Raw genomic sequence first — 16,799 nt, 5'->3', positions numbered from 1 at the left:
GACACGACGGAACCTCCTCCATCCTGTCCGCGGCCCGAGTCCCCTCAGCGTCTCCCGCGACCCGGTAATCATCAACCGAATCGGCCAACAAAATCATGGACGGCCGGGCTTCACAGACATCCGGCTCGCCACGCGTCACGGGCCGCCGGCGGGTCTGGATAGCGTTGCGGGTGTGTCGACAGAGGAACGGATAGCGGAGATCTTCACGGCGGCCGGCCTGGACGGTCATCTGCACGCGCTGGACATCACCGGGGGGCGTGAGGTCGGGGTACGCGCCGACGAGCAGGTGGTGATCGCCTCGATCTTCAAGGTGCTGCTGGTCCTGGAGTTCGCCCGCCAGGCCGCGGCCGGCCAGCTCGACCCGGCCGAGCGCGTGCTGGTGGCGGCCGGGGACAGGCTCGGCGGCTGGGGGACCGCCGGATGCGCGGACGACGTGGAGATATCGCTCCGCGACCTGGCCCACTTCGCCATGTCCGTCAGCGACAACACCGCCGCCGACCTGCTGATGCGCAAGGTAGGCCTGGACACCGTCCAGATGCTGGCCGCGGAGCTGGGGCTGGGGCGCACCCGGGTGATCGGCGGGCCCAGGCAGTTGCTGGAGTCGATGCTCGCGGATGTGGGGGCGCGGGACGACGCCGAGTTCGCGCGGATCTTCCCGACCCTGCCCGCCGAGCGGGTCTGGGCGCTGCGGGTCTTCGACCCCGGTCACACGACCTCGAGCACCGCGCGCGAGATGACCCGGCTGCTCGGGCTGATCTGGCGCGACGAGGCGGGACCGCCGCAGGCATGCGCGGCGGTGCGCGACTACATGGCGCGGCAGATCTCCTGGACACGGATCGCCTCGGGGTTCCCCGCGGAAGTTCGGGTGGCCGCCAAGACGGGGACGCTGCCCGGCCTGCACATGGAGGCGGGGGTCGCCGAGTATCCCTGCGGCGGGAGGTACGCGGTGGCGGTGTTCGCCAGAAGCGAGCAGCTGCACGCGACCCGGCGCATCGACATCGACCTGGCGATCGGCCAGGCCGCTCGGGTCGCCGTCGACGCGCTACGCGCCGGCCCCGGCCGCGACTGAGGTCCGCACCGGGCTGGAACACCGCGCGGAGCCACGGGGGCCACCGCGCGGGACCGCCGGCAGGTTCTCTGCCCGCCCCTTCGAGCCGAGGCCCGGACGGCCTGTCCTCAGGGCGGCTCCCGGCTCCTTTCAGGAAGGGCCGGGTGGTGCGGTGGAGTCGCGGATCACGAGCCGGCAGGGCATGGTGTGGATGCCGGGGGCGACCTTCCCGTCGATGGCGGCGAACAGGTGTTGCGCGGCCGTGTGCCCCAGCCGTTCCAGGTTCGGATCGACGCTGGTGAGCAGCGGGCGGGTCTCGGCCGACAGCACCTCCCAGTTGTCGTAGCCGATCACCGCGATGTCCGCGGGCAGGCGCCGGCCGCGCTCCCTGGCCGTCTCCATGAAGCCCGCGGCGATCTGGTCACTGCCGCAGAACACCGCGTCGAGGTCGGGCTGCGCCATCAGCAGCATCTCGGCCGCCTGCCGCCCCCACCGCTGGGACCAGGCGCCAAAGAGGGTCTCGCCCGCCTGTTCGAGACCGGCGTCGGCGAGCTCTCGCCGCACGCCCTCGGCCCTGTCGATCGCGGCCTTGTAGTCCGTGGGACCGGTGACATGGGCGATCCTGCGCCGCCCGGTGGCCAGCAGGTGCCGTACGGCGAGCATCGCGCCGCCCACGTCGTCGGGCACGAAGGAGACATCGTCGGCGTCGTCGGAGGGACCGTAGGCGTACACCACGGGAACCGGCAGGTCACGGCTGATGGAGGGGCGCGGGTTGGTGCTCTCCCCCACCACGATCAGGCCGTCGACCCGCCGGGACAGGAGCATGCGGATGTGGTGCTGCTCGCGGATGACGTCGCCGCGGGCGTCGCAGAGCATCACCGCCATCTCCCCCGCGCCGAAGGCGTTCTCCGCGCCGAGAAGGACGGGGATCCCGAATCTCCCGGCGCTGTCGCTGGTCAACAGGCCGACCGTACGGCTCTGCCCGGTCAGCAGGTTCTTGGCGAGCGCGTTCGGCCGGAAGGAGAGCTGTTCGGCCGCTTCGAGCACGCGCTGCCGGGTGTCGGCCCTGACGTTGTCCTTCCCATTGAGTGCCTTGGACACGGTGGCGATCGACACGCCGGCCAGCGAGGCCACGTCACTGATGGTCACCGCACGTGACCGCCTGCCAGCCATCTGACGAAATCCTTTTCTTTACATCCTGTCATCAGGGTCGGCCATCGCGATGGTGGCCACGCAGAGGGTAGCCCTCACCCTCACCCAACAGCAAGGTCAGCCTCCTGCTGGCAGGGGATTGACACGGTCTGATGTTTCTTTTACGTTTCCGAAAACCTTTTAGTTCTATTTCGTGCGTCGCGGGGGATGCCGGAAGAGGAGAAGACCATGCAGCCACGCGTCGGGATGACCGCCATCGTATTGTTAGCGCTAACAACAGCGGCGGCCTGTGGCGGGAGCGAGAAAACCGCCGCTCCCGCCGATGAGGCCACCACGATCACCATGTGGACCCGCGCCGCGACGCAGGCGCAGAGCGAGCGGCTGGTCAAGGCGTACAACGCGAGCCACAAGAACCAGGTGAAGCTGACGGTCATCCCGACGGACAACTACCAGCCGCGCATCGCGGCCGCGGCCGGGGCGAAGCAGCTGCCCGACGTGTTCGCGGCAGATGTGATCTTCGTCCCCAACTACACCTCGCAGGGCCTGTACCTGGACATCAGCGACCGCATCGCCGCACTGCCCTACAAGGACAAGCTCGCCCCCTCGCACATCAGGCTGGGCACGCTGGACGGCCGCTCGTACACGCTCCCGCACACCCTGGACCTGTCCGTCTGGTTCTGGAACAAGGACCTGTACGAGAAGGCCGGGCTGGACCCCGAGAAGGGGCCCACAACGCTGAAGGAGTTCGCCGAGCAGGCCACGGTCGTCGACGAGAAGCTCGGCAAGGACGGCAAGGTGCACGGCACCTTCTTCGGCGGCAACTGCGGCGGCTGCTACGTGTTCACCTTCTGGCCGTCGGTGTGGGCCTCGGGTGCCCAGGTCATGGACGCCGAGGGCACGACCTCGCTCAACGACCAGGCCGCCATGACGGACGTGTTCAAGATCTACCGCGACCTCTACGCCAAGGGCGTCACCGGCCCGACCGCCAAGGAGGAGCAGGGGCCGACCTGGACCGGTTTCTTCCCCAAGGGGGAGATCGGCGTGATGCCGATGCCCTCGACCACGCTCGGCTCGATACCGAAGGAGATGAGGGTCGGCGTCGCGCCCATCGCCGGCCCCGACGGCGGGGAGTCCACCTTCGTCGGCGGCGACTCGGTCGGCATCTCGTCGACCAGCGAGAACGCCGACGCCGCCTGGGACTTCCTGTCCTGGACGGTCTCCGACGAGGCACAGGTCGAGGTCATGGCCAAGAACAAGGACATTCCAGCCCGCACCGACCTGGCCGACAACAAGTACTCCGCCCAGGACCCGAGGGTGGTGCTGATGAACTCCATGGTCGCCAAGGGACAGACGCCGTACGCGCTGCGGTTCGGGCAGACCTTCAACGACCCGCAGGGGCCGTGGCTGCGCCTGGCCAGGGAGGCCGTGTTCGGTGACGCGGGCAAGGTCGCCCAGCTCAACTCCGAGATCACCAAGTCGCTGCAGCAATGACGGTGACACTGACCAGGCATGACGGGAAGGCGGTGCGGGGAGTCGTCCCGGCGCCGCCCCCCTGGTGGCGGACCCGGCGGGCGCAGGGCTGGGTCTACGCGGCCCCGACCGCCCTGATCGTCGGCGTGCTGTTCTTGGCACCGCTGGCACTGGTCGTCTGGATGTCGCTGAACCGCTGGCCGCTGCTCGGCCGGGCGACGTTCAACGCGCCGGACAACTACCTCAAGATCGCCGACAACCCCCTCTTCCTCGACGCGGTGGGCTTCACGCTGAAGTACACCGCCATCACGACCGTGCTGCTGTCGGCCGTGGCGCTCGGCCTGGCCCTGCTGGTGCAGGAGCGCAGGCCCGGTGTCGGCTTCTTCCGTACCGCGTTCTTCCTGCCGGGTGCGGTCGGCTTCGCCGCGGCGGCGCTGCTCTTCTACGGCATGCTCAACAACGACTTCGGGCCGATCGACCCGATCCTGCGGGCCCTGGGCCTCACCGACGAGCCGGTGCGGTGGACCGGAACCCCGAACATGGCGCTGTTCTCCACGATCGCGCTGGTGCTGTGGCGGTTCGCCGGGTTCAACATGCTCATCCTGCTCACCGGGCTGCAGTCGATCCCGGTCGAGGTCTACGAGGCGGCCAGGAGTGACGGCGCCGGTCGTTGGCAGATCTTCACCAGGATCACGCTGCCGCTGCTCCGTCCCACGCTCGCGCTGATGCTCGTCCTCAGCATCACCGGCTCCCTGCTCGCCTTCGACCAGTTCTTCATCTTCACCAACGGCGGCCCGGACAACAGCACGGTCTCCATGGTCATGGTCGTCTACCGCGACGCGTTCTTCCGCTTCGATCTGGGCGGCGCCGCGGCGCTGTCCGTCGTGCTGCTGGTCGCCCTGGTCGCGCTCAACGCCCTGCAGATGCGGGTGCTCGGGAGGTCGAAGTGAGCAGACCGGTGAGAACGCCCTACTACACCACGATGTCGGCCCTGGCGGTGCTCTTCCTGTTCCCCCTGCTGTGGAGCGGCTGGTCCTCCTTCGACGGCGGGGCCGGGAACTACCTGGAGATGGCCCGCTTCGGCGAGGGCGTCGGCACCTACCTGACCAACAGCGTGCTGGTCTCGGCGATGACCGTCGCCGGCACGCTGGGAGTCTCCGCCCTGGGCGGCTACGCCTTCGCCCGTTTCGACTTCCCCGGCAAGAACCTGCTCTTCCTCGCCACGCTGGCGATCCTGATGGTGCCGTACGCGACCATCCTGATCCCGCTCTACGTCCTGCTCGGCTACATCGGGCTGCAGAACTCGCTGATCGGGCTCGCGCTCGTCTTCGTGATGTTCCAGCTGCCGTTCGCGCTGTTCATGATGCGCAACGCCTTCGAGGCGATCCCGCGCGAGCTGGAGGAGGCCGCCCTCGTCGACGGCTGCGGCACGTTCCGCGCCTTCGCCCGCATCCTGCTGCGCGCGGTGCGGCCCGCCCTGGTCACGGTCGGACTGTTCGCCTTCCTGGCCTCGTGGAACGACTTCTTCGCCCCGCTCATCCTGCTCAACGACGGTGCGAGCTTCACCCTGCCGGTGGCCGTGGTCAGCATGACCCAGCGCACGTTCGGCGCCGTCGACTACGGCATGCTGCAGGCCGGCGTCATGGTCATGGCCGTGCCCTGCCTGATCCTCTTCATCGTCCTCCAGCGCCACTACGTGCGCGGATTCATGTCAGGAGCCCTGCGTGGTTAGTCCCGTCATGCCCTCGGCGGGGGTACTGTCCCCGCTCGGCCTCGATGCCGTACGGCTCACCCCGGGTTTCTGGGGTGACCGGATGGCGCTCAACCGCGAGGTCGTCATCGCCCACTGCCAGGAGTGGATGGAACGGGTCGGCTGGATCGGCAACTTCCGCGGCGTGACTCCCCGCCGGGGCCGGGAGTTCTCCGACTCGGAGATCTACAAGCTGCTGGAGGGGATGGCCTGGTCGGACCATCCCGCCCTGGACGAGCTGGCCGCGACCGTGGCGCGGGCGCAGGAGGAGGACGGCTACCTCAACACCCGCTGGAGCGGGCGGCGCTACACCGACTTCGAGTGGGGCCACGAGCTGTACTGCTACGGCCACCTGATCCAGGCAGGCGTAGCCCGGCTCCGCGCGCACGGCGAGGACACGCTGACCGAGGTGGTCCGCCGGGCCGCCGACCACGTCTGCGCCCGCTTCATGGACACCGAGGAGACCTGCGGTCATCCCGTGGTGGAGACGGCGCTGGTCGAGCTGTACCGCGTCACCGGGACCGAGCGCTACCTGGAGATGGCCCGCAGGTTCGTCGAGCGGCGCGGCAGGCCCGCCCTCGGTGAGATCCAGTTCCATCCCGCGTACTTCCAGGACGATCTGCCCGTGCGGCGGGCGCGGGTGTTCCGCGGGCACGCGGTGCGCGCCCTCTATCTCGCCTGCGGCGCGGTGGACGTGGCCGTCGAGACCGGTGACACGGAGCTGCTGCGGGCGGTCGAGACACAGTGGGAGCGCACCGTCGCCCGGCGCGTCCACCTGACCGGCGGGGTGGGCTCGCACCACTCGGACGAGGCCTTCGGCGAGGACTTCGAGCTGCCGGCCGACCGCGCCTACTCCGAGACCTGCGCCTGCATCGCCTCGATCATGCTGTCGCACCGGCTGCTGCTGGCCACCGGCGACGTGCGCTACGCCGACCTGGCCGAGCGGACCATGTACAACGTGCTCGCCACGGCGGTGGCGCTGGACGGACGCTCGTTCTTCTATGTCAACCCGCTGCAGGTACGGGTCCCGGCCGAGCCGCGCGAGGGGGTCAACCACGGTTCCGAGGGTGGCCTGCGCTCGCCCTGGTTCGACGTGTCGTGCTGCCCCAACAACATCGCCCGTACCCTCGCCTCGCTCCCCGCCTACCTGGCCGCGGCGGACGGCGACGCCCTGCGCATCCACCATTACACGCCCGGCGAGATCCGCCACGACGGTCTCGCGCTCCGGATCGAGACGGACTACCCCTGGTCGGGCACGGTGACCGCGCACGTCGTCGAGGGCCGGGCCGGCCGGATCTCGCTGCGCGTACCGCCCTGGGCCCAGGGCGCGACCCTGACCTACGGCGGCGTGTCACATCCGGCCGAGCCCGGCTACGCCACGGCCGAGGCCGACTGGCGGCCGGGAGACCGGATCCGGCTCGACCTGCCGATGCGGCCCCGCTGGACCTTCCCGGACCGGCGGGTGGACGCGGTCCGCGGGTGCGCCGCCGTCGAACGCGGCCCGCTCGTCTACTGCGCCGAGTCCACCGGCGACGAGCCTCCGCTGGCGCAGGTCACGGTGGAACCCCTCACGCCGGTCGAACGGCACGTCGACGGGACCGTCGAGCTGGACGTTCAGGCCGCACTGACGCCACCGGAGGACGGCGCCTGGCCCTACCGGAGCGACCGGCGGACCGCGGACGGACAGGAGATCCCGCTGCGGCTGATCCCCTACCACCGCTGGGGCAACCGGGGGCCGGCGAGCATGCGCGTGTGGTTACCACTGAGCTGACCCGCGCCCCCGGGACCCACCGGTATCGCCGGCGCGGCGCGGCCCGCGCCGGCGATACGAGCCGTCAGGTGCCGTACGCCTTCACCTCCAGCAGTCCGACCGAGGCCGTGCCGCTCTGCATCAGGACGCGCAGGCGGGTCGTGGTCACGGGCGTGAAGGTGACGCGGTTGTACTGGTTGAGCGCCCTCGGGTAGCCGCTCGCGCCGGGCACGTCCACGTAGGCGCTGCCGTTCCAGGACTGCAGTTTCCACGAGGCGGGCAGCCGCACGCCGCCGTTGTCGTCGAAGAAGTACACGTCGGCCGAGCCGAGTGTCCGCGCCGACGTCCAGGTGAGCTGTGCCCACTGCTCACCGGTGTTGGGCCAGGTGCCCCAGCGCGGGTTGACCGTGTCGTTGGACCCCGGCGGGTCGATGCCGTCGTTGATCGCGGCGACGCTCTCCCAGGCGGAGGTGAAGGACGCCGAAGGGGTCGCAGCGGTGGCCTGGTTGACCTGCGTGGGCGTGCCCGTGCCGACGTTGAGCTGGAAGGTTCTGGAGACGGGCGCGCTCAGCCTGTCGTAGTCGCGGAGCTCGGCGGTGAAGGAGTAGGAGCCGGCCGGCGCGGTGACCTGGCCGCTGATCGCTCCGGTGAACCGGTCGAGGCTGAGCCCGGCGGGCAGCGCGCCCCCGGTGATCCGCCAGTCGTAGAAGGGCACGCCGCCCTTGCCCACCAGCGTCTGCTGGTACGCCTGGCCGGGTGTCGCCTGCGGCAGGGCGGTGGTGACGATGGACGGCTTGAGGAAGGGCGTGAGGTTGCGGTTGAGCTTCCAGCCCGTGTTCTCGGCGATCAGCAGGGAGAGCTTGGTCGGCATCCACCTGCGGGTGGGGAACAGGTGCGTCCAGCCTCCGCTCTGCCCGCTGAGGCGGTCCCAGTAGGGTTCGGTCCCCGGAATGTGGTAGCTGGTGTCCAGGGGGATGGCCCGGCCCTGGTAGTCGATGACCTCCTGGTCGCCCGCGCCCGAGCCGTTGACGTAGTCGCGCATGCCCGCCCAGTCGCTGTGGTAGGCGACGGCGTGGCCGTACTCGTGCATGACCAGACCGTAGACGTCGAGCACCGAGCCCTGGATCTCGGTCTTGTACCAGTCCTCGTCGGCCAGGGAGGTGAAGAGCTGCTTGCCCGCCTCGTCGTACTCGAAGATCATCGCAGTGGAGCGGTGCAGCGGCCCGGGGACCTGCTGGCCGTTCCTGGTGCTGTACTTGCCGTTGGCGGCGGGGTATCCGGTGGAGTACGGGCTCTGGATCCCCCGGAGGAACACCCACATGCCGTTGTACGCCTGGTTGTTGGTCACGTTGATGGAGTTCGCCCAGTCGTTGCCGGGCAGGTGGTTGTTCTCGGCTCCCGCGGCGACGGTGTCGAACGGCTGGACGTCGAAGAACCGGTACCAGTCCTTGACCGCCTCCTCGGCGGTGGCGCGGAAGGCCGGGTTGCCGAAGTAGCCGGTGATCGTGTCGTAGCGGTAGTCGAAGTTGATCGGGATTCCCGGCTCGATCGCGGTCTTCTGGTCCTGCTGGACCTTGATCGGCAAGGTCTGCTGGTAGGTGATGTTGCCCGCGTCCCTGCTGTCCAGTTTGAGGGTGTACTGTTCGTCGGCGCCGGGTCCGCGCTTGGAGTGGATCGCCAGCCGGAAGATCTTCTGCTCGGACGCGTTGGCGAACGTGAGGGTCTTGGTCGCGCCGGTGGCGGTGAGCTGGCTGGGCAGGTCCATCATCAACCGGGAGGTGCCCTCGGCCTTGATGTTCATCGTCACCGGGTACCGCACGCCCTGCGGGGGCCTGACGGTCAGCTCGACGTAGGGGTTGGCGATGTACCCCTCCCAGTCGACCAGCTTGACGCCGTAGTCGTTGACGGTCCTGCCGAAGATGTCGATGACCTGTGCCTCAGGCGCCGCCTGCGCGGCCGGGGTGTGGATCAAGAACGGTGCGGCGAGCCCTGCCAGGGCGACCGCGATGGTTGTTCGTCGCATTCCACATGCCTTTCTCGGGCGGTCAGTTCTTGATGCCGGTGAGAGTCACACCTTCGATGAAGTAGCGCTGGAGGAAGAAGAAGAGCGCGATGATCGGCGCGATGACGACGGCGGAGGCCGCCATCAGGTAGCCCCACTGGGTGATGTACATGCTCTGGAAGGACGCCAGGCCAAGGGAGAGCGTGTAGTCCCGCTGGTCGCTGAGATAGAGCAGCGGGCCGAGGAAGTCGTTCCAGGTGCCGACGAACGTGAAGATCGTGACGACGACGACCGCCGGTTTGGAGAGCGGCATGACGATCGTCCAGAAGACCCGCCAGGGTGAGGCTCCGTCGATGTAGGCGGCCTCGTCGAGTTCGAAGGGGATCGTGAGGAAGAACTGGCGCATCAGGAAGACGTTGAACACGCCGCCGCCGGCCCCGGCGAACCAGGCGGGCACGGTCAGCGGGATGATCGTGTCCAGCGCGCCCAGTTCCTGCCACATGACGAACGTCGGGATGATCGTCACCGCGTAGGGCAGCATGACCCCGCTGAGCAGCAGCGCGAAGACCACATTGCGCCCGCGCCAGCGAAGCCTGGAGAAACTGAAGGCGGCGACGGCGCAGGTGAGCACCGTGCCCAGCACGGTGATGACCGCGATGACGACGGTGTTGACGAAGTAGAGACCGAACGGCTGCTCGGTCAGCGCCCCGCTGAAGTTGCCCCACTCGAAGGGCCGGGGCACCCATTCGGGCGGAGAGACGAACATCTGGCTGTCGCGCATGAGGGCGCTGCGCACCAGCCACACGAACGGCAGCAGGGTGGGGATCGCCCCCGCGACCAGGGCCGCGTACAACAGCAGGCGGCGGCCTCGCCGCCGGGGCCTCAGCCCGGCCGTCGGCGCGACCGTACCGCCGAGCTCCCGCCGGTCGGGAGCGGTCAGGGTCGTCATCGGGCACCGGCCATCTCGTAGTGAACCCAGCGGCGCGCGTTGCGGAACATCAGGAAGGTGACCACCATGATGATCATGAAGAGCACCCAGGCGAGCGCGCTGGCGTAGCCCATCTCGCTCTCCCTGAACGCCTTGCGGAACAGGTAGTAGACGTAGAAGAGGGTGGCGTTGTCCGGGCCGCCCTCGGTCATCACGTACGCCTGGTTGAAGACCTGAAAGGTGCCCACCACGCCGACCACGAGGTTGTAGAAGATGGTCGGGGTCATCATCGGCAGGGTCACGTGCCAGAACCTGCGCCAGGCGCCCCCGCCGTCGATGGACACGGCCTCGTACAGATGGCGGGGCACGCCCTGCAGTCCGGCCAGGAAGATCACCATGGTGTTGCCGAAGCCCCAGGTGCTCATCACGATCAGTGAGGGGATCGCCGAGTCCACGCCGTAGATCCACTGGGAGGTGGGGAGGCCACCCTGGCGGAGCAGCGCGTTGAGCAGCCCGAAGTCGGGATTGAAGATCCACAGCCAGAGGACGACATTGGCGATGGCGGGCACCAGCGTCGGCAGGTAGAAGATCGTCCGCCACACCGCCAGGCCACGCGCCTTCTGGTTGAGCAGCATGGCGACCGCGAAGCTGACGAGCAGGACGAGCGGGACCGCGCCCAGCGTGTAGTACGTCGTGGTGCCGAGCGACTTCAGGAACAGCTCGTCGCGGGCCAGCGCCGTGTAGTTGGCCAGGCCGACCGGTGAGGGGGTGCCGCCGATCTGCCAGTCGGTCAGGCTGAACAGGAACGAGGCGATCATCGGGCCGGCGGTGAAAACGACGAACCCCACGATCGCGGGCAGCGCCAGGATGACACCCCAGCGGCGTTCGAGCCGGCGCTGACCCGACATCGTGGGGGCCGGTCGTCCGGGAGACGCGGTCACGACGTCACAGCTCCTGGGTGTGGTGCCAGCCCTGCAGCAGGGCGGTGATCTTCGGAGCCGCCGTCCTGAGGATCTCGCCGGCGCCGCGCTCGCCCAGCTCTATCTGCTGCAACGCCGGAGTCAGCACCTCACTCGCGATCTTCTCCAGGTTCTTCAGGCGGGGCCCGTAGGTCGGCACCCCGTGCTTGAGCGCGTAGTCGACCACGGCGGTGCGGAACTCCGGCGGGTGCACCTCGTTCTTGATCCAGGAGTCGATGGCCGCCTGGTCCTCGTAGTACTTGCGCTCCTGCGGCATCCACAGGCCCTGTTTGAACAGGTCGACGTAGCTGGGGTCGTTGTGGAAGACGAAGAGCTCGACCGCCTTCTCGACGTTCTCGCCTCCGGCGAAGACCGCCGACGCGCCGGCCACGTGGGTGGCGGTGAGGGGCTCCTGATACTTGGGCAGGACGCCGATACCGAAGTCGACCTTGCTGTCCACCATGTCGAGCAGGCTCCAGTGCCCGTCCACCACCATCGCGACCCGCTTGGTCTTCAGCAGGATGTTGGTCCCCGGCGGGTCGTCGCCGGTCGCGGCCAGCTGCCCGGGGCCGGGCCCCACCCGGTGCTTGTGCACCAGGTCCTGGAGGTTCTGGAAGACCTCGATCGCCTCCGGGGTGTCCAGCAGGCACCGGGTGCCCTTCTCGTCGGCGATGTCGGCGCCGTTGCCGCGCAGGAAGCCGTACCAGGCGGGGCCGTAGGTGATGCTGCTGGAGACGCCGAACTGCCTGACCCTCTTGGCGTCGAAGCCGGACTCGTCGGGGTGTCTGCCCTCATGGTCGGCGGTCAGCCGGTAGGCGTTGGCGACCAGGTCGTCCCAGCTCCAGGCGGCGGCCGCGTCGGCGGGCGGGGCAGGCACTCCCGCGTCGGCGAAGGCCGACCTGCTGTACCAGAGCAGCTCGATCTCGTTGGCCGTCGTGGTGCCGTGCAGCCTGTCCTGGCCGTACCACAGGTAGGAGCCGGGAATCTGGTTGGCGAGCTGCGGATACTTCGACAGGTAGGGGAAGAGGTTGACCAGCTTGCCCTGCGCTGCCAGCCGGTAGGACATCGCCATGGGCACGTAGCCGACGTCGGGCGCCCTGCCTCCGGCGATCAGCGTGTTGAGTTTCACGTCGTACTCGTCGGGGGTGTACAGGGGCCTGACCCGCACACCGCTCTTCCGCGTGAACTGGCCGAGCATCCTGTCCACGGCCTTCTGTTCGAAGGTCGAGCCCCAGTACATGAACTGCAGTTCGGCGTCGCCGTCGGCCGCGGGGCCGCCGCAGGCCCCCAGCAGCGGTACGGCGCCCGCGCCGAGAGCGGCCAGGCCACCCAGTCTGAGCAGGTCCCGTCGTCCCAGCGATGTTCTCGGTATGACCATTGCGTGTCCTTAGGTGAGGGGAAGCCAGACCCGCATGGCGCGCCCGTCCCGGTTGTCCCACTGGAAGTAGGGGATGGCGGTGGCGGTCACCCGCTCGGCGGTGACCGGTTCCGTGGAAGAGCCGGTGAAGTACGGCAGGCCGCCGGCCCGGGGCTGGGCGACGGCCAGGGCGTCGACCTCGATCCGCACGGTGCGGCCCACCCCCTTCAGCTCGTCCTCGGCCAGGACGCGGAGCGTGGCGCCGGGAGCCAGGGCGAGGTCGTCCAGCTCGACACCCCGCTCCTGGTCGATCTGCTCGAAGCAGTAGACGAGCGGGCCGCGCTCGACGGCGACGCAGCCCCGGACCGCGTCGATGCGGCGGTGCGGGTAGACCAGGCGCGGCGTCATGTCCAGCGTCAGCTCGACGGTGTCGCCCTCGCGCCACGCGCGCCGCAGCACGACGTACCCCCGCTCGTCCGGGACGGCGCCGACCCACTCCCCGGCGACGGTGAGCCGCGCCGAGGCGCTCCACCCCGGGATGCGCAGCGCCAGCGCCCACTCGCCCCCGCCCGCCTGGTCGACGGTGAACCTGACGGAGCCGTCCCACGGGTAGCCGGTGTCGGTGGTGAGCGTGATCCGGTCGCCCGCCGGCTCGGCGCGTATGGTCCCCGGGGCGTACTGGTGGACGTACAGGACATCCTGGCCGGTCGTGGCGGTGTAGTGGCCGAGCGAGGAGACCAGCCGCATGATGTTGGGCGGGCAGCAGGCGCAGGCGAACCACTCCCGCCTGCGGCCCAGGTAGTCGCCCTCCAGGTGGTCGTCCCTGCGCTGGAGCGGGTTCACGTAGAAGAACCTGGTCCCGTCCGCCGATGTGGAGGCGGCGAAGGCATTGTGCAGGATTCGCTCGATCAGGTCGGCGTACCTGGCGTGCCCGGTGGCCAGCAGCAGCCGCCAGTTCCAGTGGACGGCGGCGATCGAGGCGCACGTCTCGCTGTAGGCGCGATCGGAGGGCAGCTCGTACCGGTCACCGACCGACTCGCCGGAGTGGCGGGACCCCATCCCGCCGGTGAGGTAGGTCTTGGTGGCGACGGTGTCCTCCCAGCGGCGGATCGAGCACTCCAGGAGGGACTCGTCACCGGTCTCCAGGTAGACGTCCACGACGCCGGCATCCAGATAGAGCTGGCGCACGGCATGGCCCACCGCGGTGCGGGCCTGCCGTACGGGCAGATGGTCCTGCAGGTAGTGGACGCCCAGCCCGCTGTCGCCGACCAGGCCGTGGCCGCGGTCGTTGACGAACTTCTCGGCGAGTTCGAGATAGGGCCGGGTGCCGGTGAGCCGGTAGAGCTCGACCAGCGCGGTCTCGACCTCGGCGTGACCGTCGATGCCGGGGTGGCCCTGGCGCAGGAAGACCTCCACCAGGTGGTCGGCCAGGCGCACGGCGACGGCGAGCAGCCGCTCGTCTCCGCCGGCCCGTGCCCCGGCCACGGCCGCCTGGAACAGGTGCCCGGCGCAGTAGTGCTCGTGACTGTACTCCAGCTCGGCGTAGATCTTGTCCGGCTTGACCAGCTGGTAGTGGGAGTTGAGGTACCCGTCGGCCCGTTGCGCCCGCACCAGGACCTCGGCCGACTCGGCGATGAACCGTGCCAGCTCGGGAGCCGGCTCACGGGCGTGCTCCCAGGCCGCGGCCTCCAGTTGCTTGTAGAGGTCGGAGTCCTGGAAGCGGTAACCGACGAACTCGCCCTCCCCCTCCCCCGCCGCGAGCCGTAGGTTGGGCAGGCTGCCGGCCTCCTCCATCTGCCGTAGCCCCAGGGCCATGCTGGCCTCGCGGTTGATCCGCTGCCAGCGGCCGAACAGCCCGCCGGTGATCGTGACGTCGCCGACGCCGAGTGGGCGCTGCGCCACCCTGGCCTCGGACGTCGGCACGACGGGACCGCTGATCTGACCGGCCCGGACACCTGAGGTCGTCATCGAGCTCCTCTCTCACTCCGCCACAAGGAAACAAAGGAATAGGTTTTCCTCAGAAAGTAAGATCGTTGCTTCCGTTCGTCAACAGTTCATAGTGTGCTTCTGTCAAGCGTGACGTCTAAAATGCACGGGTAGCAGGTCGGCGAGCACTGTAGGGGGAAAACCTTTGTCTCATCCGATCAGCGGGCCGTCCGCGCGGGCCGTGACGATCAGGGAGGTCGCCGCCGCCGCGGGGGTGTCGGTCGGCACCGCCTCGAAGGCGCTCAGCGGCACCGGCAAGCTCCGCGAGGAGACCAGGGCCCGGGTGGTGAGCGCGGCCGAGCGGCTCGACTTCCGGCCCAACGCCACCGCGCAGAACCTGCTGGCCGGGCGGACCTTCACGGTCGGGCTCGTCACCAGCGACAGCTTCGGCCGGTTCAGCATCCCGGTGATGCTCGGCGCCGAGGACGCACTGGGCGCCGGGCAGATAGCGGTCTTCATGTGTGACACCCGCGACGACCCGATCAGGGAGCAGCACTACGTGCAGCGCCTGCTCGCCCGCAGAGTGGAGGGCCTCATCGTCACCGGCCGCCGCACCGAGCCCCGGCCGAGCCTGGGCGGCCGGGTCCCGGTGCCCGTCGTCTACGCCATGACCCAGTCGGCCGATCCCGCCGACCTGTCGGTCATCCCCGACGACGTCGGCGGCGGGGAACTGGCCACCCGGCACCTGCTGGCCACCGGCAGGACGCGTATCGGCCACGTGACCGGCCCGCAGCGCTTCCTTGCGGCCAACCGCCGCGCCGCGGGCATGACCGCGGCGCTGGCCGAGGCGGGGCTCCCGCTGATGGGCGAGGTGCTCTTCGGGGAGTGGAGCGAGGAGTGGGGACGGCAGGGGGCCGACATCCTGCTGCGCGCCCATCCCGACGTGGACGCGGTCTTCTGCGGCAGCGACCAGATCGCGCGAGGGGTGGCCGAGACGCTGCGCGAGCGAGGGCGCGCGATCCCCGGCGACGTGGCGCTGGTCGGCTTCGACAACTGGGAGCCCATGGCCGTCGCCTCCCGCCCACCGCTCACCACCGTCGACATGAACCTCACCGACATCGGCAGAGCCGCGGCCACACACCTGCTGTCGGCCATCGGCGGATCCCCCGAGCCGGGCGGGGTGCGGGTCATGCCCGCCAGCCTCGTGCTACGCGAGTCCACCCGCGGGGAACCGCCTCCGGCGGGCCGCTGAGGAGCCCGCACCGGGTCCTGGAAGCGGCGGCCGGAGAGCCCGGCCGCCTGGAGCCTCCGGTTCCGGCGGGACGGTGACCGAAAACCCGGTCGCCGTGTCAGAAGGCGTCGGCGATCTCCCTCAGCCGGGCGGCCAGTTGCTCCGGCTCGCCGTCGACCAGGGCCGAGACCCCGCGCCACCAGGCGAACCACTCGCCGCTGCGCCACATCCAGTCGATCCGCTCGATGGCGGCGATGACGTCGCCCCTGTTGCGCCAGACCGCACCCGCCTGTTCCGCGGAGGCGCCCTGGCGCAGCGCCCAGGTGTGCAGGGTCTCGGCGGCCTCGGTGTCGACCGGCTGCTCGTACGGGTCGGGATGCTCGTCCAGCCGGTGCGGGCCCAGCCCCGCGGCGACGCCCCAGCTCCACTGGGCCTCGGCGGGACGGGAGTAGCGCAGGGAGTCGAAGTCGAGGTTGGAACCGAGCTCGTTGTCCGCCCGGCGCAGCACCAGCGCGTCGAGGCGGCCGCCCGCGTCGAAGGAGACCACGATCCGCTGGCCGGGGCGAGCGTCGGGTGGCAGTTCGACCCGGTCCTCGGCCTGCCAGGAGTTGAGGTCGGTGACGGCGGCGGGGCTGCCCCAGGTCTCGTCCGCCGCGTCGTCGGCGATCCAGGCGGCGAGCATCTCCAGAACCGTCAGGTCGGTCCACGGTTCGATCGCGGTGGAGCTCCACAGCACCTCGTCCGGCGCGGGCAGCTTGCCGCCGCGCTCGCGCCGCCACCACCGCTCGCCGAGCTCGCGGGTTCCGACCAGCAGGGCGGCCAGCGCGGCGAGCTCGGTGGATCTGCGGGTGAGGGGGGCGCCTCGGGCGAGCTCGACGGAACGCGCGACACGGTCGGCGCCCAGCGCCGCTCCCGCCTCGCCCAGCAGCAGGGCGGCGTCCGGCCGCTCCTCGCCCAGTAGGTCACGGATCAGTCGTCTGGCCTCGGTCCTCGCGTCCTCCGCATGTCCCTCACGCATACCGACACGGTACGCCGGGAGATCCTTAGGCGCGAGCGTCACCGGGCGCTACCGCCGTGCCGTCGTCCTGCGGTGACACGGCGAGGTACGCCGATGTGGCCGAGCGGTCTGTGCCACCGCCCCGAGCACCCCGGCCGGCATGATCAGGTCGCGCACCGGCCCGCTGGGGAACGGCATCGCTCTTCGGCCGCCCACGTGTCACGCGGGC

The 16,799-nt window shown here is 69.7% G+C and carries 13 protein-coding genes; 6 read left to right on the top strand and 7 right to left on the bottom strand.

Going from position 1 to position 16,799, the window contains the following annotated elements; translation table 11 throughout:
• The first annotated feature begins 172 nt into the window (after positions 1 to 172).
• Complete coding sequence (locus ABZ260_RS28065) at positions 173 to 1,069, top strand: serine hydrolase (RefSeq protein ID WP_355623610.1); 897 nt, start codon at positions 173 to 175, stop codon at positions 1,067 to 1,069.
• Positions 1,070 to 1,198: 129 nt separating this feature from the next.
• Here ABZ260_RS28065 and ABZ260_RS28060 read toward each other — a convergent pair whose 3' ends face one another.
• Entirely contained in the window at positions 1,199 to 2,221 is a 1,023-nt protein-coding gene (locus tag ABZ260_RS28060; protein WP_355623607.1) for a LacI family DNA-binding transcriptional regulator, read from the bottom strand.
• 207 nt (positions 2,222 to 2,428) lie between these two features.
• Here ABZ260_RS28060 and ABZ260_RS28055 point away from each other — a divergent pair, with 207 nt between their 5' ends.
• The 4 genes from ABZ260_RS28055 to ABZ260_RS28040 are packed head-to-tail and all read left to right on the top strand — an operon-like array spanning position 2,429 to position 7,191.
• The gene (locus ABZ260_RS28055; protein ID WP_355623604.1) at positions 2,429 to 3,691 is read left to right on the top strand and encodes a sugar ABC transporter substrate-binding protein; all 1,263 of its coding nucleotides are present in this window, start codon (positions 2,429 to 2,431) and stop codon (positions 3,689 to 3,691) included.
• Positions 3,688 to 4,620, top strand: coding sequence for a sugar ABC transporter permease (locus ABZ260_RS28050; protein ID WP_355623601.1), 933 nt, complete (start codon positions 3,688 to 3,690; stop codon positions 4,618 to 4,620). The genes ABZ260_RS28055 and ABZ260_RS28050 overlap by 4 nt, the downstream gene beginning before the upstream one ends.
• Positions 4,617 to 5,402 carry a carbohydrate ABC transporter permease gene (locus ABZ260_RS28045; protein WP_355623598.1) on the top strand — a complete coding sequence of 262 codons (786 nt, stop codon included), beginning with the start codon at positions 4,617 to 4,619 and terminating at the stop codon, positions 5,400 to 5,402. Before ABZ260_RS28050 ends, ABZ260_RS28045 begins: the two co-directional genes overlap by 4 nt.
• Positions 5,395 to 7,191 carry a beta-L-arabinofuranosidase domain-containing protein gene (locus tag ABZ260_RS28040; protein ID WP_355623595.1) on the top strand — a complete coding sequence of 599 codons (1,797 nt, stop codon included), beginning with the start codon at positions 5,395 to 5,397 and terminating at the stop codon, positions 7,189 to 7,191. Before ABZ260_RS28045 ends, ABZ260_RS28040 begins: the two co-directional genes overlap by 8 nt.
• A 64-nt stretch (positions 7,192 to 7,255) precedes the next feature.
• Here ABZ260_RS28040 and ABZ260_RS28035 read toward each other — a convergent pair whose 3' ends face one another.
• From ABZ260_RS28035 to ABZ260_RS28015, 5 genes are read right to left on the bottom strand one after another with little or no spacing between them, the layout of a single operon-like run.
• Positions 7,256 to 9,193 (bottom strand): Ig domain-containing protein, encoded by a 1,938-nt coding sequence (locus ABZ260_RS28035; RefSeq protein WP_355623592.1) that lies wholly within the window; start codon positions 9,191 to 9,193, stop codon positions 7,256 to 7,258.
• Positions 9,194 to 9,215: 22 nt separating this feature from the next.
• Positions 9,216 to 10,121 carry a carbohydrate ABC transporter permease gene (locus ABZ260_RS28030; RefSeq protein ID WP_355623589.1) on the bottom strand — a complete coding sequence of 302 codons (906 nt, stop codon included), beginning with the start codon at positions 10,119 to 10,121 and terminating at the stop codon, positions 9,216 to 9,218.
• Positions 10,118 to 11,041: a sugar ABC transporter permease gene (locus tag ABZ260_RS28025; RefSeq protein ID WP_355623586.1), complete on the bottom strand. Its 924-nt coding sequence runs from the start codon at positions 11,039 to 11,041 to the stop codon at positions 10,118 to 10,120. Before ABZ260_RS28025 ends, ABZ260_RS28030 begins: the two co-directional genes overlap by 4 nt.
• A 4-nt stretch (positions 11,042 to 11,045) precedes the next feature.
• On the bottom strand, positions 11,046 to 12,437 hold the full coding sequence (locus ABZ260_RS28020) for an extracellular solute-binding protein (protein ID WP_355623583.1): 1,392 nt from the start codon (positions 12,435 to 12,437) through the stop codon (positions 11,046 to 11,048).
• Between the two features lie 9 nt (positions 12,438 to 12,446).
• Positions 12,447 to 14,384, bottom strand: coding sequence for a beta-L-arabinofuranosidase domain-containing protein (locus ABZ260_RS28015; protein WP_355623580.1), 1,938 nt, complete (start codon positions 14,382 to 14,384; stop codon positions 12,447 to 12,449).
• A 163-nt stretch (positions 14,385 to 14,547) separates the two neighbouring features.
• Between ABZ260_RS28015 and ABZ260_RS28010 the strand changes: the two genes are divergently transcribed.
• A complete protein-coding gene (locus tag ABZ260_RS28010; protein ID WP_355623577.1) occupies positions 14,548 to 15,594 on the top strand; it encodes a LacI family DNA-binding transcriptional regulator in 1,047 nt (348 codons plus the stop codon).
• Between the two features lie 97 nt (positions 15,595 to 15,691).
• Here ABZ260_RS28010 and ABZ260_RS28005 read toward each other — a convergent pair whose 3' ends face one another.
• Positions 15,692 to 16,591: a hypothetical protein gene (locus tag ABZ260_RS28005; RefSeq protein ID WP_355623574.1), complete on the bottom strand. Its 900-nt coding sequence runs from the start codon at positions 16,589 to 16,591 to the stop codon at positions 15,692 to 15,694.
• Between the last annotated feature and the right edge of the window lie 208 nt (positions 16,592 to 16,799).

It is taken from the genome of Streptosporangium sp. NPDC006013, assembly GCF_040614275.1.
Lineage (GTDB): Bacteria > Actinomycetota > Actinomycetes > Streptosporangiales > Streptosporangiaceae > Streptosporangium.
This window is presented reverse-complemented; position numbering and strand designations above follow the sequence as displayed.

Excerpts from the sequence above, each read along its gene's own strand:
- ABZ260_RS28055 (WP_355623604.1), top strand. The coding sequence starts at position 2,429 with ATGCAGCCACGCGTCGGGATGACCGCCATCGTATTGTTAGCGCTAACA.
- ABZ260_RS28015 (WP_355623580.1), bottom strand. The coding sequence starts at position 14,384 with ATGACGACCTCAGGTGTCCGGGCCGGTCAGATCAGCGGTCCCGTCGTG.
- ABZ260_RS28005 (WP_355623574.1), bottom strand. The coding sequence starts at position 16,591 with ATGCGTGAGGGACATGCGGAGGACGCGAGGACCGAGGCCAGACGACTG.
- ABZ260_RS28030 (WP_355623589.1), bottom strand. The coding sequence starts at position 10,121 with ATGACGACCCTGACCGCTCCCGACCGGCGGGAGCTCGGCGGTACGGTC.
- ABZ260_RS28050 (WP_355623601.1), top strand. The coding sequence starts at position 3,688 with ATGACGGTGACACTGACCAGGCATGACGGGAAGGCGGTGCGGGGAGTC.
- ABZ260_RS28060 (WP_355623607.1), bottom strand. The coding sequence starts at position 2,221 with ATGGCTGGCAGGCGGTCACGTGCGGTGACCATCAGTGACGTGGCCTCG.
- ABZ260_RS28035 (WP_355623592.1), bottom strand. The coding sequence starts at position 9,193 with ATGCGACGAACAACCATCGCGGTCGCCCTGGCAGGGCTCGCCGCACCG.
- ABZ260_RS28020 (WP_355623583.1), bottom strand. The coding sequence starts at position 12,437 with ATGGTCATACCGAGAACATCGCTGGGACGACGGGACCTGCTCAGACTG.